Origin of the sequence: Patulibacter medicamentivorans (assembly GCF_000240225.1) — a bacterium.
GTDB classification, from domain to species: Bacteria; Actinomycetota; Thermoleophilia; order Solirubrobacterales; family Solirubrobacteraceae; genus Patulibacter; species Patulibacter medicamentivorans.
In genome coordinates, this window is the sequence record NZ_AGUD01000006.1 from 57,317 (window position 1) to 76,172 (window position 18,856).

Below are 18,856 nucleotides of genomic sequence, written 5' to 3' on the forward strand. Positions count from 1 at the left end.
TGGTGCTTCCGTTCGGGATCGTGGTCAGGCCGCCACGTGCGGGTGCCGCACGGGCGTGAAGGTCAGCGGGACGTGCTTGAAGCCGTCGACGAACCCGGAGCGGATCCGCTCCGGGGTGCCGGCCAGGCGGAGGTCGTCGACGCGCGCGAGCAGCTCCTCGAAGAACACGGTCAGCTCCAGCCGCGCCAGGCCGGCGCCGAGGCAGAAGTGCCGGCCCCCACCGCCGAACGCATGGTGCGGGCACCGCTTCCGGCCGCGGGTCACGTCGAAGCGGTCGGGGTCGTCGATCGCCCGGGGGTCGCGGCTGGAGGACTGGAGCCAGACGACCACGGAGTCGCCGGCCCGGATCGCCTGGCCGCCGAGCTCGACGTCCCGCGTCGCGGTCCGGCGCTGGTGGGTGAAGGCCGGCGTCCAGCGCAGGATCTCCTCGACCGCTCCCGGGATCAGGCTGGCGTCCTCGCGCAGGAGGGCCAGCTGCTCGGGGTGCTCGAGCAGGGTCAGGACGCCGTTGCAGATCGTGCCCTTGGTCGAGTCGATCCCGGCCGCGAAGAGCTGCGAGAAGACGCCGACTTGCTCGTCGGCCGGCATCGGCCGGCCCTCGTACGTCGCGACCCCGAGGGCCGTGATGAGGTCGTCTGCCGGCTGGTCCCGGCGCTGCTGCATCAGGCCCGCGAGGTACTGCGCCGAGGCCAGCATCGCCTCGTCGCCGCTCATCCCGCCCGCGACTTCGTCGTCGGACGACAGGAAGGCGTCGGTCCAGCGGTTCAGCTGCTCACGGTCCTCCTCGGGGACTCCCAGGAGGCCGCAGACCGTGGCGTTGGCGAGGGGACCGGCGAGGTCCGCCGCCAGGTCGCAACGCCCCGCCCCGGCGACGGCCTCGATCAGCTCGGCGACCCGCGCGCGAAGCTCGTCCTCCAGGTCGCGGACCCGCCATGGGGTGAAGGCCTTGTTGACGGTGCCGCGCATGCGGGAGTGCTCGGCGCCGTCCTTGCCGATCATGACGCTGCGCTGGACCTCGATCGACCCGACCTCGCCGGCTCGCATCGTGAACCCGCCCAGCGCCGACGAGAACGTCTCCGGGTCCTTGCTCACGCGCTCGACGTCCTCGGCGCGCGTCACGTTCCAGAAGCCGGGCTGGTCCTCCTCCGGCCACCACGCGGGCGCGGTGGTCCACATCACCGGCGCGTCCTCGCGCATGCGGGCGAAGAGCGCGTGCGGCGGACCGTCGGCGAACGTCTCGGGATCACCCAGGTGCGTTTCGAAGGGCTCGTATCGCGTCTCGACCATGACGCGACGCTAGCCCCGGCCCACCGACCGCAGCTTGTGCGGCTCTGCCTGATTCGAGCGGGCGCCCTTGGGCACATGGCGCACCCGTGGCGTGCGATGCTCGTCGCATGGGCAGCGGCCGCTCGCGGAATCCCCAGGCGGAGGCCGAGGCCCTGATCCGCCGTGCCGCCGAGGCCCACGCCGCATCGATCCCGGAGCTCGCCGAGGCGATCGTCGCCCGTCTTCGCGCGACGGTGCCCGAGTTCTTCGCGGACGACGACGTCGCCTACGACATGGCGGCCGCGATCGACGCGAACGTCGCGCGCGTGCAGGCCCTCCTCGCCGCGGCCCCGGCCGGCGCCCGGGCGGAGGCGCTGCCGCTCGAGGCCAGCGACCTGCTGCAGAGCACCATCCAGCACGGGATCCCGCTGATCTCCCTGCTGGAGGCCTATCGGAGCGCGCAGGGACTGGCCGTCGAATGGTGGCAGGGACACCTGGATCGCACGGCGGGTCCGCGGCTCCTGGGCCTGGCGGCGACGACGCTGAACCGGCTCATCGTCGCCTACATCGACGCGGCCGCGACGCAGATCCGTGCCTCGTACGAGGCCGAGCGGCAGGCGCACGAGAGCAGCGCCGAGGGCCGCCGGGCGCACCTGATCCGCAAGCTCCTCGCCGGAGAGGCGATCGATCCCGTCGCGGCCGCTCGCACGCTCAACCATCCGCTCGACGTCCGGCACGTCGCCGTCGTCCTCTGGCGGACCGACGCGGACGGGCCGGACGATCTCCTGCACCGGGTCCTCGACGACCTCGCGGCCGCCGTCGGCCCGGGCGTGCGGACGCTCACCACGGCCGCTCGCCACCGCGTCTACGCATGGCTCAGCGCGAGCCGGCCGCTCGACATCCGGCGGTTGGAGCGCACCGCGGTCCCGTCCGGCGTCCGCGTCGCCGCGTCGGGCGCGCACGGCGGGGTCGACGGCTTCGTCCGCGCCCACGCCGACGCCCTCCACGTGGCCGCGATCGCCCGCGAGCACCGCACCGTCGACCGTGCGATCGCGGTCTACGACGACATCGAGCTGGTGTCCCTGCTCTCTCGCGACCCGGACGCCCGGGACCGCTTCGTGCGGCGCGTCCTGGGGGCGCTCGCCGAGGATGCGCCGGGCGCGGAGCGCACGCGCGAGACGCTCGGCGCCTACCTGGCCGCGGGATCGAGTCCCTCCCGTGCCGCCCGCCGCCTGGGGGTGCACCGGAACACCGTGACGTACCGGCTCGCCGGCCTGCCGATCGCCACCGACGCCACCGACGACGTCCGCCGGCTCGAGACCGAGCTCGCACTGCGCATCGTCGCGCAGCTCGGTGCGCCCGCGCCGCTGCACTAGCGTCGCCGGCAGCGGCCGGTCCGCCTCGCATCAACCGTCGAGGACCACGTCGCGCAGGTCCCTGCGCGCCGCGTGCATCAGCGAGCGCAGGGTCTGCCGCGCCCCCGGCGTCGCCCACCGCCCGAAGGCCACCTGGAAGATCGCGACGCCGGCGCGCGCGGTCAGCAGCGCGCGGGCCTCGGCGACTCCGCGCTCGCGCAGGGCGGCCGTGATCGCGGTCGTCAGCCGCTCCAGCTTGATCAGCTCGCGCTCCTGCAGCTCGGGGTGCGCGGTGATGACCGCCTGGCGCGCGGTCGCGAAGGCCCGGCGCTCGTCGAACATCGCCGCCGTCGCGTCCAGGCCGGCCATGACCGCGTCCAGCGGCGCGGCGTCAGGGGGCGCGGCGGCGAGCCCGGTCACGATCAGCCGCTCCAGCTCCTCGGAGCCCGAGAACAGCACCTCGCGCTTGTCGGCGAAGTGGCGGAAGAACGTGCGCTTGGTCAGGCCGGCGCGCTCGGCGATCTCGGCGACCGTCGTGCGGTCGTAGCCGTGCTCGCCGTAGAGGTCGAGCGCGGCCTTCGCCAGGCGGCTGCGCGCGTCGGGTTGCCATCGGGCCATCGCGCCCTGAAGGCTAGTCGATGACACCCGGTGTCATCGCCGTGCTAGGGTGATGACACCAGGTGCCATCACTTCTCGCGGAGGTTCTCATGCGCGTCTTCATCACCGGAGCGTCGGGCCACGTCGGCTCGGCGCTCGTCCCCGAGCTGCTCCAGAACGGCCACGCGGTCGTCGGCCTCGCCCGCTCCGAGGCCTCCGCCGCCGCGCTCGAGCGGGCTGGGGCCGAGGTCCGCCGCGGCGACCTCGACGACCTCGACGGCCTGCGCGCTGCGGCCGCCGACGCCGACGGCGTCGTCCACCTGGCCTTCAAGCACGACCTGATGTTCTCGGGCGGCGCCGAGGAGGCCGTCGCCGCCGACCTCCGCGCGATCGAGGCGCTCGGCGACGGGCTGGCGGGCTCCGGCAAGCCGTTCGTCGGGACCTCGGGCACGCTGATGCTGGCGGTCGGCGGCGTCGAGGGTCGCGCGGGCACCGAGGACGACGCCTTCGCGGGCGGTGGGCGTATCGATGCCGAGAACGCCGTCGTCGCGCTGGCCGACCGCGACATCCGCTCGTCGGTCCTCCGCCTCCCGCCGACCGTCCACAGCGACCTCGACCTCCACGGCTTCATCCCGTCGCTGATCGGGATCGCGCGCGACACGGGCGTCGCCGGCTACGTCGGCGACGGCGCCAACCGCTGGCCCGCCGGTCACACCCGCGACGCCGCGCGCCTCTACCGCCTGGCGCTGGAGTCCGCGCCCGGCGGCTCGCGCCTGCACGCGGTCGGCGACGAGGGCATCCCGTTCCGCGACATCGCGGCGGCGATCGGCGAGCAGCTCGGCCTGCCGGCGCAGGCGCGCGACCCCGAGCACTTCGGCTGGCTGGCGGGTCTCGTGGTCCTCGACAACCCGACCTCGGCCGCCAGGACGCGCGCGCTGCTGGGCTGGGAGCCGACGCATCCGGGCCTGCTCGAGGACCTGCGCGCCGGGTTCTACTTCGCCGCCCGCTAGCGCGTCGGCGGCGCCCGCCGCGACGCCGGGTCAGGCGCCGAGCGACTGCGCGAGCAGCGGCAGCCGCGAGAGCCGCAGCGCGACGTGCAGCTCGGTGCGACGCTCGTGCAGCGGGTGGTCGAGCGTGGTCTCGAGGCGGCGCAGGCGCTGGCGGATCGTCTGCTCGTGGACCCCGAGCAGCGCCGCGGCCCCGACGTAGGAGCCGGTCGTCAGCCACGCGTCGAGGGTCGCGTGCATGCGCGCGGTCAGCAGGCCCTCGTCGATCGCCGGTCCGAGCTCGCGCCGGATCAGCGCGTGGGCCCCGCGGGCGTCGCCGAGAGCGAGGATCTCGATCCGCACGTCGTCGGCCCAGATCACCCGCGGCGCGTTGTCGCCCAGCATCGCCTGGACCTTGGCGGCGTTGCGGGCGGACTCCATCGTCCGGCGGAACCCGGCCAGCTCGCGGTCGACGTCCCCGAAGGCCAGGCGGGCGCCGGCATCGGCCGCGGCGGCGTGCAGCGCCTGGCGGGTGGCCGCGGTCATCGGCCCCCGCAGCCCGAGCCAGAGCTCGCCGATGCCGTCCGCGCGGCTGAACAGCAGCGAGTCGCGCTCGTGGCAGGCCTCCTTGAGCGCGGCGACGACCCGTCGGCGGTCGGCCTCGCCGCCGTCGATCACGCCGGCCAGGTGATGGCCGTCGAGGGCGTAGTTGAGGAATCGCTCGGTGCCGACGCCCGGGTCGGTGAGCGTGCCGTCGAGCAGCTGCTCGACCAGGCGCAGACGCCGGTGCTCGAGGGACTGGCGGCGCTCGGCGACCGCGCCGTGGTACGCCGCGAGCGAGCCGAACAGGAGCCGGTCGACGAAGCCGAAGAGCAGCGGGATGCTGGCGCGGGCGACGTCGATGACGGGGGCGCCGGTGGCGTGCCCATGCCGCTGCACGACGTCCATCCACCAGTCCCAGAGCGCCTCCTGCCCGACGCGGTAGGACCGCTCGAAGACCTGCTCGGAGACGCCCTGGCGACCGACCTCGGCCGCGAACAGCAGCGACGAGGGCGCGTCGACGTCCTCGAGCGCGACGTCGCCGGCGATCAGCCCGACCAGGCATGCCGCCTTCTCGCGCGTCGCGCGCTGCAGCGGCGCGCGCAGGACGTCGGGGTCGATGACCTGGCCGTAGACCTCGTCGAGCATCACCTCGGTCAGGTGCGCGCTGAGCGCGTCGACGTCGATCGTGGCCGCGAGCGGGCGAAGGTCGACGGTGTCCCGGCGCTGCTCGGCGCTGTGCTCGACGGACAAGGTGGGCCTCCGCGGGGAATCGACCCGCGACCGGCCGGCGTGGCCGCTCGACGGATCCGTGCGTGCCGGAGTCTACGCCGGCGTCGCGACCCTCCGACCCACGAGATCCGTGTCTCGGCATGGCGAACTCCACGGAAGTCGCAGGTCCCGGCGGAGCGGGCGCGGCCTAGCGTTGAGGGCGGTTCGGATCGACGACCGCCTGCCCTGGGGGCCGGCTCCGAGAGGGAGAGACGATGACCAACGTGCTGATGGTGGTGTCCGGCGCTCACGCCTGGACGCTCGCCGACGGATCCGCCCACCCGACCGGCTTCTGGGCCGAGGAGCTGGTGGCCGCCGACCGCGCCTTCCGCGACGCCGGCTGGACGGTCGAGATCGCGACGCCGGGCGGTCGCGCGCCGCAGGTCGACCCCAACAGCCTCTCGCCGCAGTACACCGGGGCCGACGAGGCGGCGCTCGCGGACCTGCGCGCCCACCTGGACGCGCTGGGCGACGAGCTGACCCGGCCGACCGCGCTCGAGGAGGTCGACGTGCTGTCCTTCGACGCGCTGTTCCTGCCCGGCGGGCACGGGCCGATGGAGGACCTCGCGGTCCTTCCCCTGATGGGCGAGACGATCGTCGCGATGCTGGACGCCGGTCGTCCGGTCGCCGCCGTCTGCCACGCCTCGGCGGCGCTGCTCTCGGCCGACCGGCCCGACGGCTCCTGGGCGTTCGACGGCTGGCGCCTGACCGGCTTCACGAACGCGGAGGAGGAGGCCGTCGGGCTGGCGCCGCTCGCCGCCTGGCTGCTCGAGGACCGGCTGCGCGAGCGCGGCGCCCAGTTCGCGTCCGGCGAGCTGTGGGCGCCGTTCCTCGTCGCCGACCGCAACCTCTACACGGGGCAGAACCCGGCCTCCTCCGGGCCGCTGGCCGAGCACGTCGTCGGCGTCGTCGGCGCGGCCGCCGCGCCGTCGGCGACGTCGACCCGCTGACCCCTGACCCCCGACGAACCCGAGGAGCACGACCGATGCCGAAGATGAGCGGACACTGCCTGTGCGGCAACGTGTCCTACACCGTGAGCGCCGACCCGGTGATCACCGCGATCTGCCATTGCGACACCTGCCAGCGCCAGACCGGATCGGCCTACTCGCTGGTCGTCGGCGTCCCGCGTGAGAGCCTCGCGGTCTCCGGCAGCACGCTGGCGTCGTTCCAGACCACGACCGAGGCGACGGGCACGCCGACCCAGCGGCAGTTCTGCAGCAACTGCGGCTCGCCGCTGGCGACGCTCCCCGAGGCGCTCCCGGCGCTGGCCATCATCAAGGCGGGAACGCTCGACGACCGCAAGGGCCTGGCCCCGGCGGTCGAGGTGCACTGCGACAGCGCGCTCGCCTACCTGGCGGAGGAGTCCTCGGAGCGTCAGCGCTTCCCCGCCGACCTGCCCGCCGGCTGACGCGGGCCACCGCCCGGCCGCGCCCTCACCCGCGCGGGCCGGGCCGCGGGGCCCGAGCGCCGCGGGCCTAGCGCGGCGTCGCCGGCGTGGGCGCCGGCCGCGTGGGCAGCGGTCGGCGGGCGACCTCGTGGGCCTCGTCCCGGTCGAGGCCGAGCAAGCGGAGGACGCCCTCCGCGTGGTGGACGTCGGCGTCTGGCGGGGCGGCTCCGTCGAGCACCAGTCGCATGACGGCGAGCAGCGCGCCGCCCATCGCGTAGAGCGCGATCGTCTCGTCCGGCACCTGCAGCCGGCCGCTCGCGACGCCCACGCGCAGGTCGCTCTGCGCGTAGGGCCCGAGCGACGCGCGCAGCACCCCGTGCGACATGTCCAGGCGCAGCAGCAGCCAGCCCCAGTCGGGGTCGCTGCGCGCGCGACGCACGAACGAGCGGTGGGCGGCCGCGACGACCTCGGCGGGGTCGTCGATCGCGGCGGTCAGCGCGTCGATCGCGGCGGCCTGCGCGGCGATGGTCTCGGCCAGGACGGCCTCGACGATCGCGTCCTTGCTCTCGAAGTGGTTGTAGAACGACCCGAATCCGACGTCGGCCTCGTCGGTGATCTCCTGGATCCGCGTGCTGTCCGCCCCCTGGCGGGCGATCAGGGTCCTCGTGGCGGCGACCAGCTTCGCGCGGGTCGCCTCGCGGCGCCGGGCGTGGCGGTCGGGGGCATCGGCCATGCCCGAACGGTACCTCGATCGGCACTCGCCGTCATATTTGACGAGATCATCAGATTTGCGTAGGGTCGTCAGCATGAAGCTCCGGATGACCGCAGAGGGCCTGATCGCCCACGACGCCGAGCGCGATCGCTGGGTCCGGCTGCCGGGCGAGGACGACCTGGTCGCCTTCCTGGCCGAGGGCGCGCCGGCCCGGGCGCGGGCGGCGGCGGCGCTGGCGTCGCCCGACGCCGTCGAGGTCGATCCCGCGACGGCGGTGCTCCCGTTCCGGCCGCGGTCGATGCGGGCCTTCATGCTCTGGGAGTCGCACGTGATCGGCTCCAGCCGGATGCTGGTCAAGCACTTCTTCCCGGCGCCGATCTGGCGGATCGTCAGCGCCTTCGAGAAGACCGGCCGCACGTTCCCGAAGCTGAAGCCGACGAAGGGCTTCTACGAGCACCCGACCTTCTACGTCGCCAACCACACGATGGTCCTCGCCGACGGCCAGGACATGTGGTGGCCGTCGCACACCACCGCCCTGGACTTCGAGCTCGAGCTGGCGTTCGTCCTGACCAAGCCGCTGGTCGACGCCACGCCGGAGGAGGCCCTCGACGCGGTCGGCGGCTGGTTCGTGCTCAACGACTGGAGCGCGCGGGACGTGCAGGCGGACGACGCGCGGCACAACGTCTTCGGCCCGGTCATCAAGTCGAAGACCTTCGCCAACTCGATCGGCTGCGACGTCGTCACGGCCGACGCGTTCGGCGACTGGAAGGCCGCGACCGGCCGCGTGCGGGTCGACGGCGAGCTGTGGTGCGAGGGGGGAACCGCCGGACCCGCGCACGAGCTCGGGGCAATGCTCGCCTACGCGTCCCGGGGCGAGCGGCTGGACGCCGGCGACGTGATCTCGACCGGCACGATGCCCGGCTGCTGCGGCCTCGAGCTGGAGCGCTGGATCAGGCCCGGGCAGACCGTGCAGCTGGAGATCGACGGGATCGGCACCCTGACCAACCGCGTGTCGGCCGAGGCGGTCCCGGCGACCGCGGTCTGATGGACGCCGACGTCCTGATCTGCGGGCTCGGGCCGGTCGGCCAGCTGCTCGCGCTGCTGCTCGCCGACCTCGGCGTGCGGACGATCGCCGTCGACGAGGCGCGCGAGCCCCACCCCCTGCCGCGCGCGGCGGTGGTCGACGACGAGGTGCTGCGGATCTTCCAGGCCGTCGGCCTCGACCAGCGGATCCTCGCCGACGCGCAGGTCCAGCAGACGGTCAGCTTCGTCACCGCCCGCGGCCGCGCGATCCCGGCGCTGCGCCCGGTCCACGGCGACCTCGGGCAGCCGCCGCTGGTCTCGATCCACCAGCCGTCGATGGAGCGCACGATGGTCGCCGCGCTGCAGGAGCGGGAGGCGGCGCAGCTGCGCTGGGGTCAGCGGCTCGAGGTCCTCGACCGCCGTGCCGAGGGGGTGACGGCGTGGGTGCGGCCGGTCGAGGGCGGACGGGCCACGCGGCTCGACGCCCGCTACCTGGTCGGCTGCGACGGCGGACGCAGCGCGGTTCGCGGCCGCCTGCAGGTGCCCTTCGGCGGCTCGACCTTCGTGCAGCGGTGGCTGGTGCTCGACGCGCTCGTCGACCGCCCGATCGCCCGCGTTCCGCACCCCTGCTTCGTCGGCGATCCAGCGCGCCCGATCGTGACGCTGCCGATGTCGCCGGGCCGCCACCGCTGGGAGTGGATGCTGCACCCGGGAGAGGACGCCGCCGCGTTCCTCGACCGCGACCGGATCGACGCGCTGCTGGCCCCGTGGATCGGCGACGAGCAGGTCGAGGTCGAGCGGGCGGTGGCCTACACGTTCCACGCCCGCACGGCCGACCGTTGGCGGGCCGGACGGGTCCTGCTTGCCGGCGACGCCGCGCACGTGATGCCGCCGTTCGTCGGCCAGGGGTTCTCGTCGGGCGCGCGCGACGCCGCCAACCTGGCGTGGAAGCTCGACGCGGTCCTCCACGGCGCGCCGGATGGCCTGCTGGACAGCTACGAGGCCGAGCGCCGCCCGCACGTGACGAGCATGCAGCGGCTCGCGGTGCGCTGGGGCGGGCTCGTGCAGACCACCGCTCCCCGGACCGCGTGGATCCGCGACGCCGCGCTGGCGCTGCTGGACCGCAGCGGCGCGCGCGAGTGGATCAGCGAGCAGGCCAAGCCGCTCCCCACCTACCGTGCGGGCGCGTTCGCCCGCACGCCCGACCGGCTGCCGCTCCGCCGCCGCGTCGGATCGCTGTTCCCGCAGCCCGACCGGCTCGACGACCGGCTCGGCCGCGGCTGGGCGGTCGTCGCGAGCACGCCGGAGGCGGCCAGCGGCTGGCGCGCCGCCGGCCTGCACGTCGTCGAGCTGCCGCACGAGCGCGACTGGACCCTGCTGCGACCGGACCGCTACGTCTTCGCCTGCGAGGACCGGCCGCAGGCGCTCCGGGCCCTGCGGGCCACGGTCGGGTCGGGGCTGCGCACCGGTCGGCCGGCGATGGCGGTCGCCGCATGATCGCCGTGCTCGGGGCGACGGGCACGATCGGCCGCCGGGTCACCGCCGAGCTGGCCGAGCGCGGCGTCGCCCATCGCCCGCTGCGCCGGCCGGCGGTCGACCTCCGCGACCGGCGATCACTCGACGCGGCCCTGGAGGGCGTCGAGCAGCTCTTCCTGCTGACCCCGCACGACCCCGACCAGGATCGATGGGAGGCCGACGCCGTGGCGGCCGCCGTCGCCGCCGGCGTCCGGCGGATCGTCAAGCTGTCGGGCGGCGCCCCGGCGCTCGGCCCCAACGGCCCGACGAGCACCGCCGTCGCGCACTGGCGCAGCGAGCGGCGGATCGAGGAGTCGGGGCTGCGCTTCGCCTTCCTGCGGCCGTCGTTCCTGATGCAGAACCTCGCCACGATGGCGCCGCGGGCGGGGCTCCTGCTCGCGCCGATGGGGCACGGGCCGATCGCGATGGTCGACGCGGCCGACGTCGCGGCCGCGGCGGTCGCGGCGCTCCGCGACGTCGACGGGCCGGACCGGGCGTGGCACCTGACCGGCCCGGCGGGCGTGACCTTCGACGACGTCGCCCGCGCGATCGGCGCCCGCTACGTCAGCGTGCCGCCGCGGCTGGCCGCCCGGGCGCTGCGCCGTCGCGGCGCGTCGGACTTCGAGGTCGACCACGCCCTGCGGATGGCCGCCTACTTCGCCACCGGCGCCGACGGCACGCCCACCGACGACGTCCGCCACCTCACCGGACGCGCCCCGCGCTCGCTGCGCCGACACCTCTCCGAGAAGGACGCCTGACGACATGGTCACCACCCGCATGGGGCACATCGGCCTCCGCGTTCCCGACCTCGACGCCGCCGTCGCGTTCCAGCGCGACGTGATCGGCATGGTCGAGGTCGAGCGGACCGCCGGCGCGGCCTACCTGACCTGCAACGACCGCCACCACGAGCTGATCCTGATCCAGGACCCGGTGCGCCGCGGCTACGACCACATCGGCCTGGAGGTCGCCGACCCGGCCGCGCTCGACCAGGCGGCGCGCACCGTGCCGGCGGCCGGCGGCACGGTGCTGGGCGCCGTCTACGACGGCGAGCCGGGCATCGACCGGGCGCTCCTGGTGCGCAGCCCGGAGGGCCACGTGTTCAAGCTCTTCTGCGGGATGCAGCGCGGCATCGAGCTGGAGCCCGGCGACCGCCCGCTCAAGTTCGAGCACGTCTCGGTCAAGGTCCGCCGGCCACGCCGGTTCGAGCGCTTCCTCCGGGACGGCCTGGGCTTCCGCTTCTCCGACCGGATCTTCCCGATCGCCAGCTGGTGGCACTGCGACGCCGATCACCACGGGATGGCCGTCGTGCTCTCGCCGACCGTCGAGCTCTCGCACTACGCCTACGCCTGGCCCGACCTCAACGCGCTGGGCCGCGTCGCCGACCGCCTGAAGGCCCGGCGCGGCGCGAAGCCGATCTGGGGCCCCAGCCGGCACGGGCCGGGCAACAACCACTTCCTCTACCACCACGACCACGACGGCGCGATGGTCGAGCACTGCTCCGAGCTGGAGCAGATGCCGCCGGCGGGCGACTACCAGGCTCGCTCCTGGCCGCTCCTGCCCGATCCGATCAACCAGTGGGGCGGCTCGCCGCCGCTGCGGTTCGTGCTGACCGGGTTCCCGGCGCTGGAGCCGGCGGCCGGCCGGCCGAGCTGGGCGATGGGCCGGGACGACGGCGCGGCGGCCTGATGCCGAGGGGCCCGTCCGCTGCTCGCGGGTCCGATGCGCCGCGGGTGGACCTCGACCTCTACGGCGACGCGGCGCTGCGCGACCCGGCCGCCACGTACGTCGCCGTCCGCGACGCCGGCCCGGCCGTCTGGCTGCCGCGCCACGCGCTCTTCGCGATCGGCCGCTACGCCGACGTCCGCGCCGCCCTGAAGGACGCCGAGACGTTCACCAGCGGCCACGGGGTGGCGGCCAACCCGCTCGCCAACCGGCTCGGCCGCCGCACGACGATCTCCGCCGACGGCGCCGCTCACGCCACCCGCCGCGGCGTCCTGTTGCGCTCCGTCGGCGCGCGGGCCCTCGGGGACCTCGACGAGCAGGTGCACCGCGAGGCCGCGGCGGTGGTGGCCGAGTTGCGGCGGGCCGAGGGGTTCGACGGCGTGCGGGACTTCGCCAGCGCGCTGCCGCTGCGCGTCGTCGCCGACCTCGTCGGCGTCCGCGTCCCGCGCGAGCAGCTGCTCACCTGGGGGCGGGCGACGTTCGACGGGCTCGGGCCGGCCAACCGGCGAGGCATGCGCGCCGCGCTCGCCGCGCTCGACCTCTGGCGCTACAGCCGCCGCCTGCGTCGCCGGATGGTCGTGCCCGGCGGCTGGGCCGAGACGGTCTTCGACGCCGCCGACGCGGGCGAGATCACCCAGCTGGAGGCGCGGACGATGGTGATCGACTTCGTCGCCCCGAGCCTCGACACGACGATCCTCGCCTCGGCCGCGCTGCTGCGGCACCTGGCCACGGTCGACGGGCTCTGGGCCCGGCTGCGCGCGGAGCCCGACCGGATCCCCGCGGCGGTCGTGGAGTCCGTCCGCCTGTCCTCCCCGATCCGCGGGTTCACGCGCCGGATCGCGCGCACGACCGTCGTCGACGGCGTCACGCTCCCGGCCGGCAGCCGCGTCGCGCTCCTGTTCGCCGCCGCCAACCTCGACGAGCGGCAGTTCCCCGATCCGGAGCGCTTCGACCTCGACCGCCGGCCGGCGGCGAACCTCGGCTGGGGCAACGGGCCGCACACCTGCGTCGGCATCCACCTCGCCAAGCTCGAGATGCGGGCGCTGCTCCAGGCGATGGTCCCGGCCGTCGCCGCGGTCGCGACGGGCGAGCCGCGGCTCCTGCGGAACAACACCCTGCAGGGGCTGGTCCGGCTGCCGGCGCGGTTCCTCGCCGAGGGCGTCAGCGGGGCCGCAGGCCGTTGAGCAGCAGGTCGACCATGCCGCCGAGCGCGTCGGCGGTGGTGACGCGGCTGGTGCGGGTGAAGTCGGGGTCGGTGAAGGTGAGGACCGACGCGAACATCACCTCGGCGACGACGCGGCCGTTGACGGGGCGGATCTCGTGCTCGGCGATCGCGCGGGCGATCAGGTCCTCGAGCATGTCGCGGCAGACGGCGATCCAGTGGTCGAGGAGCATCCGCGCGGGCGGGTGGCTGCGGACGGCGTCGAGGTAGCGCGGGCCGAGGTCGGCGAAGTCCAGCGCGCCGCTGGTGAGCATCGCGCGTATGCGGTCCATGTTGCTGCTCGCCTCGTTGATCGCGGCGGCGCCGCGGAGCGAGATCCGGCGCATCATCCGGTCGAGCACCAGGAGGAACAGGTCCTCCTTGCTGGGGGCGATCTCGTAGAGGGTGCTGCGCGAGCAGTTGGCCGCGGTGGCCAGGTCGCCCATCCGGACCCCGCGCAGGCCCTCGCGGCGGAACAGCGTCTCGACGGTGTCGATGACCTCTTCCTGGCGGGGAGAGAAGCGTTGCCGGCCGGGGGCGAGGACGCCGGAGTCGGCGATCCGCGCCGGGTAGCTCATCGGCCGAGGCTAGCAGCGGTCCGTTCGCTCGCCGCGGCTCGACCGGCGGCGGCCGGACCCCGTGGGGCCGGCCGCCGCGCGTCGAGTCGTCCGCCTAGTTGACCTCGTGGAACCCGCGGGTCGGGGCGGCGGTGGCGGAGACGGGGCGTCCGAAGAAGTCCCGTCCGCCGTTGTCGGGGATCAGCGCGCCGGTGCCCACCGCGGGCGAGGTCGGGGCCAGCTGGTAGCCGCCGACGTTGGCGATGCCGTACGGCGCGGTGTCCGACGGCGCGAGCATCTGCGGGTCGGCCGTGATCTTCTGCGGATCGGCCGGCTCACCGGCGGTGTGGTTGCCGTAGATCAGGTTGTTGCTGATCGTCGTGCCCGCGCCCTTCGGCAGCGCCCAGGTACCGGTGCCGTGGTTGACGACGACGTTGTTGCGGAACCACCAGCCGTTGTTGTTGTCGCCGCTCCAGCCCTGCTGGGCGATCGGCGGGGAGTTCAGGCCGGCCTTGATGTAGATCGTGTTGTTGTAGATCTTCGAGCCGTTCAGCAGGCCGCTGGACAGCGACACGATGCCCTTGTCGCCGGCGAAGCCGTCGTTGACGCTGAGGTTGTAGCGGACGGTGGCGTTGCTGCCGGAACCGAGGCCGCCCATCAGCAGGATCAGCCCGCCCTCGTTGTCGTGGCTGTAGTTGTGCTGGACGATCGTGTTGTAGGCGAACAGGTCGACGTCGTAGGCGTGGCCGTCGACGACGTGCGTCTGCACGCGGGAGACCTCGTTGAACTGCATGACGGTGTTGGTGGTCTTGGCCACGAACATGCCGACCGTGCCGGGCTGGGTTCCCGAGACGGTGACCGAGCCGGCACCGTCGACGGTGTTGTGCTCGATCAGGTTCTCCTTCGAGCCACGCAGGATGATGCCGTCGCTGTCGATGTCCTTCAGCGTGTTGCGCGCGATCGTGACGTTCTTGCTCAACGCGTCCTGCGAGACGAAATAGAGCAGGAAGCCGGTCGAGTAGTCGTCGAAGTTGATCCCGGTGCGGCCGACGCGCTCGACGACGTTGTCGGTGATCTGGACGTCCTTGTAGCTGCTGGCGCCGTTGCCGAGGCCGTTCATCGTGTCGGCCACGACCGAGATGCCGCCGTTGGTCTGGCCGTTGGCGCCGTTGCAGTTGAAGCAGCCGTTGACGTCGCGGACGTAGTTGTCCTTGATCGTGATCCCCGTCTTCAGGTTCCCGCTGGTGTTGTTGACGAGGATCCCGACGCGGTTGCTGCCGACGACGTTGTTGGTCCCGTTGTCGTTGGTGACCTCGAGGCCGGTGATCGTCCAGTAGCTCTGGTTGACCAGGTAGACCGCGCCGCCACCCGCGCCGCCACCGGCGACGTTCTTGCCGTCGACGATCGGCTTGGCGCCGCCGCCGTAGTTGCCGATCGTGATCGGGTTGCCCGCGACGCCGGAGCCCTTGGGCCGCAGCTGCTCGACCCAGGTCTGGTCGGTGTGCAGCAGGATCTTGTCCCCCGCCCCGAAGGTCGTGGCGTTGACCTTGGCCAGCGTCTTCCACGCCGTCGCGGTGCTCGTGCCCGCGTTGGCGTCGGACCCGCTCGCCGCATCGACGTAGTACGTCGTATTGGCCGCGGCGGCTGGCCCGGCGAGGGCCAGCGCTCCGACACCGATCGTCGCTGCGACGCACATGGCCGCGGTCGCCCTGCGAATCCTGCTCATGCCTGCTCCTTCGTTGACCTACGGGGGTGCGGGCGAGGCGCGTTCAGCCTTCGGACAAAGACTGTAATTTTGCCCGCGGTCGAGTACGGTAGACGAACGGCGGGCCCGCGGGCAAGAAAAAATGCCGGGCGACCGCGTCGCCGATCCCGAGCGGGTTGACGAGGTCGCCGACCTCCTTGACGTCGTCGCGTGGCGAGACCCAGGTCCCGCCCCGCAACGGGCGACCCCGCCAGCGCGTCGCGTCCTCGCTCAGCGTCCCGTGAAGCGGGGCGGGCGCCGCTCCAGGAACGCCGCCATCCCCTCGCGGCGGTCGTCGCTGGCCATCGCCAGCAGGAACAGCTCGCGCTCGACCGCGAGGCCGGCGCCGAGCGAGGTCTCGTCGGCCGCGAGGACCGCGCGCTTGGCCAGCTGGACGGCGATCGCCGGGCGGCGGGCGATCGTCTCCGCCAGCTCGAGCGCCGCGTCCTGCAGCCGCTCGGCGGCCACCACCCGGTTCACGAACCCGAGCCGCTGCGCCTCCTCCGCGCTGACCCGCCGGCCGGTCAGCACCAGGTCCATCGCGCGGTGCTTGCCGAGCGTCCGGGCCAGCCGCTGGGTCCCGCCGCCGCCGGGGATGATCCCCAGGCGGACCTCGGGCTGGGAGAACTCCGCCGTGTCGGCGGCGACGACCAGGTCGCAGGCCAGCGCCAGCTCGCAGCCGCCGCCGACGGCGGGCCCGGCGACGGCGGCGATCAGCGGCTTGCGGACCGCGGCCAGCCGGCCCCAGAGCCGGGCGCCGCGGGCGGCGATCGCGTCCTGGAACCCCTGGTCGCGCATCGCGCGGATGTCGGCCCCGGCGGCGAAGACCTCGGAGCCGCCGGTCAGGACCACCGCGCGGACGTCGGCGTCGGCGTCGGTCGCCTCCAGCGCCGCGATCAGGCCGTCGCGGAGCTCGTCGTCGAGGACGTTGCGGGACGCGGCCCGGTCGAGCGTCAGCAGCGCGACGCCGTCGCGCGGGTTGCTGCGGCGGACCGCGGAGCGCTCGTCGGGGCTCATCGTGGCTCCTCGGTGGTCGGGGTCGGGGCGGGTCGGCGGTAGACCGGGTCGCCCGCCGGCCCCGCCAGGTGGTCGAGGAAGCCGTCGACTCGCGCGCCGCCGATCCACGCCGACCAGCGGGCGGGGCCGACCGGGTGGTTGAGGCCGACCGTCATCCCGACGTCGATCGCGTCGGCGGTGGCGACGCCCTCGGCCTGCGCGAACCGCGCCTCGTTGACGAGCTGGACGAGGATCCGGGCCAGCGCGACGTCGGCCGCCGGTGCGGGCCGGCCGGTCAGCGAGGCGTCGATCGCGGCCCCCGCGCGGTCGGCCGCCTCCTCGGCGGCGACGACCCGGTCGGCCGGACGGGCGCGCCCGCGCACCGGGGCGCCGTCGCCGTAGGCGTGGAACCCGCGCTCGCTCTTGCGGCCGAGCTGGCCGTCGGCGACCCGCTGCTCCTGCAACGGGCTCGGGCGCCAGCGGGGCTCGTGGTCGCCGCGCTGCCACATCGACCGGGTGACGGCCAGGCTGACGTCGATGCCGATCAGGTCCATCAGCGCGAACGGGCCCAGCGGGAACCCGGCCTCCTCGCACGCGCCGTCGATCGTGGCGACGTCGGCGAGGCCCTGCTCGACGGCCCGCAGCGCCTCCAGGTAGTACGGCCGGGCGCAGCGGTTGACGACGAACCCCGGCGCGTCCGTCGCCTCGACGACGGTCCGCCCGAGGGCCGCCGCGACGCGCCGGGCGACGTCGACGTGGGCGGGGAGCGCGCGCGGCGGCACCACCAGCTCGACCAGCTTCATCTCGGTCGGCGGGTTGAAGAAGTGCAGGCCGACGACCCGCTCGGGCTCGTCGAGGCCGGCGGCGATCTCGGCGATCGGGATCGACGAGGTGTTCGACGCCAGGGTCGCCCCGGGCCACGCGGCCGCGGCTCGCGCCAGCACCCGCCGCTTCAGCTCGAGGATCTCGGGCACCGCCTCGATCACGGCGACCGGGTCGGCCGTCGCGCCGTGGTCGGCGACGACGGCGATCCGCGCGAGGACCGGATCGGCGTCCGCGGCCTCCAGCGTCCCGCGCGCGACCCGTCGCGCCAGGGCGCGCTCGACCCGCCCGCGGGCCGCGTCGGCCGCGTCGGCGTCGCCCTCGAGGACCGTCGCCCGCTGGCCGTGGAGCGCGGCGAGCAGCGCGATCCCGGCGCCCATCGTCCCGCCGCCGACGACGACCAGCGGCCCGTCGAGCGCGGCGGTCATCGGCCGCCCCCGGCCGACGGCTGCTCCAGCACGACGGCGACGCCCTGCCCGACGCCGACGCAGAGCGCCGCCAGGCCCCAGCGCGCGCGGCGGCGGCGCATCTCGTGGACGAGCGAGCCGACGATCCGGGCGCCGGACGATCCGAGCGGGTGGCCGAGGGCGATCGCGCCGCCGTTCGGGTTGACGATCTCGGGGTCGAGCCCGAGCTCGCGCACGCAGGCCACCGCCTGCGCCGCGAACGCCTCGTTCAGCTCGACCACCTGCAGGTCCTCGATCCCGATCCCGGCGCGCTCGAGCGCGCGTCGCGTCGCGGGAACCGGCCCGATCCCCATGTACGCCGGGTCGACCCCGGCGACCCCGACGCCCGCCACGCGCACGGTCGGCGTCCAGCCGTGCTCGGCGACGGCGCGCGTCGAGGCGAGCAGCAGCGCCGACGCCCCGTCATTGAGCGACGACGAGTTGCCGGCCGTGACCGAGCCGCCGGCGCGGAAGGCCGGGCGCAGCCGCCCGAGCCGCTCCAGGTCGGTGTCCTCGCGCGGGCCCTCGTCGCGGTCGACGAGCACCGGGTCGCCACCCCGCCGCCGCGGCGGCGTCGCGACCGGCACCACCTCGTCGGCCCAGCGGCCGTCCGCCCAGGCGGCGACCGCGCGCCGGTGCGAGGCGAGGGCGAAGCGGTCCTGGGCGTCGCGGTCGACGCCGTAGCGCTCGGCGACGTTCTCGGCCGTCTCGCCCATCGAGTCGAGCGACGCGACCTGCGCCATCCGCGGGTTCGCGAACCGCCAGCCGATCGTCGTGTCGACCAGCTCCGACGGCCCGGTCGGGAACGCGCGCCCGGGCTTCAGCGCCACCCACGGTGCGCGGGTCATCGACTCGACGCCGCCGGCGACCATCAGGTCGGCGTCGCCGCAGCGGATCGCCCGGCTGGCTCCGACGACCGCTTCCATGCCCGACGCGCAGAGCCGATTGACCGTGGCGCCGGGAACGCCGTGCGGGAGCCCGGCGAGCAGCGCCGCCATCCGCCCGACGTTGCGGTTCTCCTCGCCGGCGCCGTTGGCGTTGCCGAGGACGACGTCCTCGATCTGGTCCGGTGGCGCGCCGGTGCGCGCCACGAGCGCCTCGATCGCGGTCGCCGCCAGGTCGTCCGGCCGGACGCCGGCGAGGACGCCGCCATGCCGGCCGATCGGCGTCCGCACCGCGTCGACGATCCATGCATCAGCTGCCATCCCACAACACT

At 74.6% G+C, this 18,856-nt stretch carries 18 protein-coding genes; 9 read left to right on the forward strand and 9 right to left on the reverse strand.

Annotated elements, in window-relative coordinates; all coding sequences use genetic code 11:
- Positions 1–24: 24 nt before the first annotated feature.
- Positions 25–1,287 carry a cytochrome P450 gene (locus PAI11_RS01060; protein WP_007569915.1) on the reverse strand — a complete coding sequence of 421 codons (1,263 nt, stop codon included), beginning with the start codon at positions 1,285–1,287 and terminating at the stop codon, positions 25–27.
- Between the two features lie 107 nt (positions 1,288–1,394).
- On the opposite strand from PAI11_RS01060, the gene PAI11_RS01065 reads away from it, so the two are divergent.
- Positions 1,395–2,642, forward strand: a complete 1,248-nt coding sequence (locus PAI11_RS01065) for a PucR family transcriptional regulator (RefSeq protein WP_007569917.1) — start codon at positions 1,395–1,397, stop codon at positions 2,640–2,642.
- A gap of 30 nt (positions 2,643–2,672) precedes the next feature.
- Here PAI11_RS01065 and PAI11_RS01070 read toward each other — a convergent pair whose 3' ends face one another.
- A complete protein-coding gene (locus PAI11_RS01070; protein ID WP_007569918.1) occupies positions 2,673–3,239 on the reverse strand; it encodes a TetR/AcrR family transcriptional regulator in 567 nt (188 codons plus the stop codon).
- Positions 3,240–3,328: 89 nt separating this feature from the next.
- Here PAI11_RS01070 and PAI11_RS01075 point away from each other — a divergent pair, with 89 nt between their 5' ends.
- Positions 3,329–4,228, forward strand: coding sequence for an SDR family oxidoreductase (locus PAI11_RS01075; protein WP_007569921.1), 900 nt, complete (start codon positions 3,329–3,331; stop codon positions 4,226–4,228).
- A 30-nt stretch (positions 4,229–4,258) separates the two neighbouring features.
- On the opposite strand, the gene PAI11_RS01080 is transcribed toward PAI11_RS01075, so the two are convergent.
- Positions 4,259–5,497 (reverse strand): PucR family transcriptional regulator, encoded by a 1,239-nt coding sequence (locus tag PAI11_RS01080; protein WP_007569923.1) that lies wholly within the window; start codon positions 5,495–5,497, stop codon positions 4,259–4,261.
- 233 nt (positions 5,498–5,730) lie between these two features.
- On the opposite strand from PAI11_RS01080, the gene PAI11_RS01085 reads away from it, so the two are divergent.
- Both PAI11_RS01085 and PAI11_RS01090 read left to right on the forward strand, forming a co-directional pair.
- On the forward strand, positions 5,731–6,465 hold the full coding sequence (locus PAI11_RS01085; protein WP_007569924.1) for a type 1 glutamine amidotransferase domain-containing protein: 735 nt from the start codon (positions 5,731–5,733) through the stop codon (positions 6,463–6,465).
- Between the two features lie 35 nt (positions 6,466–6,500).
- Positions 6,501–6,923, forward strand: coding sequence for a GFA family protein (locus PAI11_RS01090; RefSeq protein WP_007569926.1), 423 nt, complete (start codon positions 6,501–6,503; stop codon positions 6,921–6,923).
- Positions 6,924–6,990: 67 nt separating this feature from the next.
- On the opposite strand, the gene PAI11_RS01095 is transcribed toward PAI11_RS01090, so the two are convergent.
- The gene (locus PAI11_RS01095) at positions 6,991–7,635 is read right to left on the reverse strand and encodes a TetR/AcrR family transcriptional regulator (protein WP_007569928.1); all 645 of its coding nucleotides are present in this window, start codon (positions 7,633–7,635) and stop codon (positions 6,991–6,993) included.
- 73 nt (positions 7,636–7,708) lie between these two features.
- On the opposite strand from PAI11_RS01095, the gene PAI11_RS01100 reads away from it, so the two are divergent.
- The 5 genes from PAI11_RS01100 to PAI11_RS01120 are packed head-to-tail and all read left to right on the forward strand — an operon-like array spanning position 7,709 to position 13,058.
- The gene (locus tag PAI11_RS01100; RefSeq protein WP_007569930.1) at positions 7,709–8,659 is read left to right on the forward strand and encodes a fumarylacetoacetate hydrolase family protein; all 951 of its coding nucleotides are present in this window, start codon (positions 7,709–7,711) and stop codon (positions 8,657–8,659) included.
- On the forward strand, positions 8,659–10,134 hold the full coding sequence (locus PAI11_RS01105) for a bifunctional 3-(3-hydroxy-phenyl)propionate/3-hydroxycinnamic acid hydroxylase (RefSeq protein WP_007569931.1): 1,476 nt from the start codon (positions 8,659–8,661) through the stop codon (positions 10,132–10,134). Before PAI11_RS01100 ends, PAI11_RS01105 begins: the two co-directional genes overlap by 1 nt.
- Positions 10,131–10,910 (forward strand): NmrA family NAD(P)-binding protein, encoded by a 780-nt coding sequence (locus tag PAI11_RS23710; protein ID WP_007569932.1) that lies wholly within the window; start codon positions 10,131–10,133, stop codon positions 10,908–10,910. The genes PAI11_RS01105 and PAI11_RS23710 overlap by 4 nt, the downstream gene beginning before the upstream one ends.
- Before the next feature lie 4 nt (positions 10,911–10,914).
- Positions 10,915–11,838 (forward strand): VOC family protein, encoded by a 924-nt coding sequence (locus tag PAI11_RS01115; RefSeq protein WP_040597512.1) that lies wholly within the window; start codon positions 10,915–10,917, stop codon positions 11,836–11,838.
- Positions 11,839–11,882: 44 nt separating this feature from the next.
- Complete coding sequence (locus PAI11_RS01120; RefSeq protein WP_007569934.1) at positions 11,883–13,058, forward strand: cytochrome P450; 1,176 nt, start codon at positions 11,883–11,885, stop codon at positions 13,056–13,058.
- On the opposite strand, the gene PAI11_RS23715 is transcribed toward PAI11_RS01120, so the two are convergent.
- The 5 genes from PAI11_RS23715 to PAI11_RS01145 form a co-directional block, all read right to left on the reverse strand.
- A complete protein-coding gene (locus PAI11_RS23715) occupies positions 13,036–13,653 on the reverse strand; it encodes a TetR/AcrR family transcriptional regulator (RefSeq protein WP_007569935.1) in 618 nt (205 codons plus the stop codon). The genes PAI11_RS01120 and PAI11_RS23715 overlap by 23 nt on opposite strands.
- A gap of 94 nt (positions 13,654–13,747) precedes the next feature.
- Complete coding sequence (locus PAI11_RS01130) at positions 13,748–15,358, reverse strand: right-handed parallel beta-helix repeat-containing protein (RefSeq protein ID WP_081488180.1); 1,611 nt, start codon at positions 15,356–15,358, stop codon at positions 13,748–13,750.
- A gap of 249 nt (positions 15,359–15,607) precedes the next feature.
- Positions 15,608–16,393 carry an enoyl-CoA hydratase-related protein gene (locus PAI11_RS01135; protein ID WP_007569938.1) on the reverse strand — a complete coding sequence of 262 codons (786 nt, stop codon included), beginning with the start codon at positions 16,391–16,393 and terminating at the stop codon, positions 15,608–15,610.
- Positions 16,390–17,622 carry a 3-hydroxyacyl-CoA dehydrogenase gene (locus PAI11_RS01140; protein ID WP_007569939.1) on the reverse strand — a complete coding sequence of 411 codons (1,233 nt, stop codon included), beginning with the start codon at positions 17,620–17,622 and terminating at the stop codon, positions 16,390–16,392. Before PAI11_RS01140 ends, PAI11_RS01135 begins: the two co-directional genes overlap by 4 nt.
- Positions 17,619–18,845: a thiolase family protein gene (locus PAI11_RS01145; RefSeq protein WP_007569941.1), complete on the reverse strand. Its 1,227-nt coding sequence runs from the start codon at positions 18,843–18,845 to the stop codon at positions 17,619–17,621. The genes PAI11_RS01140 and PAI11_RS01145 overlap by 4 nt, the downstream gene beginning before the upstream one ends.
- Between the last annotated feature and the right edge of the window lie 11 nt (positions 18,846–18,856).

Excerpts from the sequence above, each read along its gene's own strand:
- PAI11_RS01115 (WP_040597512.1), top strand. The coding sequence starts at position 10,915 with ATGGTCACCACCCGCATGGGGCACATCGGCCTCCGCGTTCCCGACCTC.
- PAI11_RS01090 (WP_007569926.1), top strand. The coding sequence starts at position 6,501 with ATGCCGAAGATGAGCGGACACTGCCTGTGCGGCAACGTGTCCTACACC.
- PAI11_RS01065 (WP_007569917.1), top strand. The coding sequence starts at position 1,395 with ATGGGCAGCGGCCGCTCGCGGAATCCCCAGGCGGAGGCCGAGGCCCTG.
- PAI11_RS01085 (WP_007569924.1), top strand. The coding sequence starts at position 5,731 with ATGACCAACGTGCTGATGGTGGTGTCCGGCGCTCACGCCTGGACGCTC.
- PAI11_RS01100 (WP_007569930.1), top strand. The coding sequence starts at position 7,709 with ATGAAGCTCCGGATGACCGCAGAGGGCCTGATCGCCCACGACGCCGAG.
- PAI11_RS01145 (WP_007569941.1), bottom strand. The coding sequence starts at position 18,845 with ATGGCAGCTGATGCATGGATCGTCGACGCGGTGCGGACGCCGATCGGC.
- PAI11_RS01140 (WP_007569939.1), bottom strand. The coding sequence starts at position 17,622 with ATGACCGCCGCGCTCGACGGGCCGCTGGTCGTCGTCGGCGGCGGGACG.
- PAI11_RS01075 (WP_007569921.1), top strand. The coding sequence starts at position 3,329 with ATGCGCGTCTTCATCACCGGAGCGTCGGGCCACGTCGGCTCGGCGCTC.
- PAI11_RS23710 (WP_007569932.1), top strand. The coding sequence starts at position 10,131 with ATGATCGCCGTGCTCGGGGCGACGGGCACGATCGGCCGCCGGGTCACC.
- PAI11_RS01130 (WP_081488180.1), bottom strand. The coding sequence starts at position 15,358 with ATGAGCAGGATTCGCAGGGCGACCGCGGCCATGTGCGTCGCAGCGACG.
- PAI11_RS01070 (WP_007569918.1), bottom strand. The coding sequence starts at position 3,239 with ATGGCCCGATGGCAACCCGACGCGCGCAGCCGCCTGGCGAAGGCCGCG.
- PAI11_RS01105 (WP_007569931.1), top strand. The coding sequence starts at position 8,659 with ATGGACGCCGACGTCCTGATCTGCGGGCTCGGGCCGGTCGGCCAGCTG.
- PAI11_RS01095 (WP_007569928.1), bottom strand. The coding sequence starts at position 7,635 with ATGGCCGATGCCCCCGACCGCCACGCCCGGCGCCGCGAGGCGACCCGC.
- PAI11_RS01060 (WP_007569915.1), bottom strand. The coding sequence starts at position 1,287 with ATGGTCGAGACGCGATACGAGCCCTTCGAAACGCACCTGGGTGATCCC.
- PAI11_RS01135 (WP_007569938.1), bottom strand. The coding sequence starts at position 16,393 with ATGAGCCCCGACGAGCGCTCCGCGGTCCGCCGCAGCAACCCGCGCGAC.
- PAI11_RS23715 (WP_007569935.1), bottom strand. The coding sequence starts at position 13,653 with ATGAGCTACCCGGCGCGGATCGCCGACTCCGGCGTCCTCGCCCCCGGC.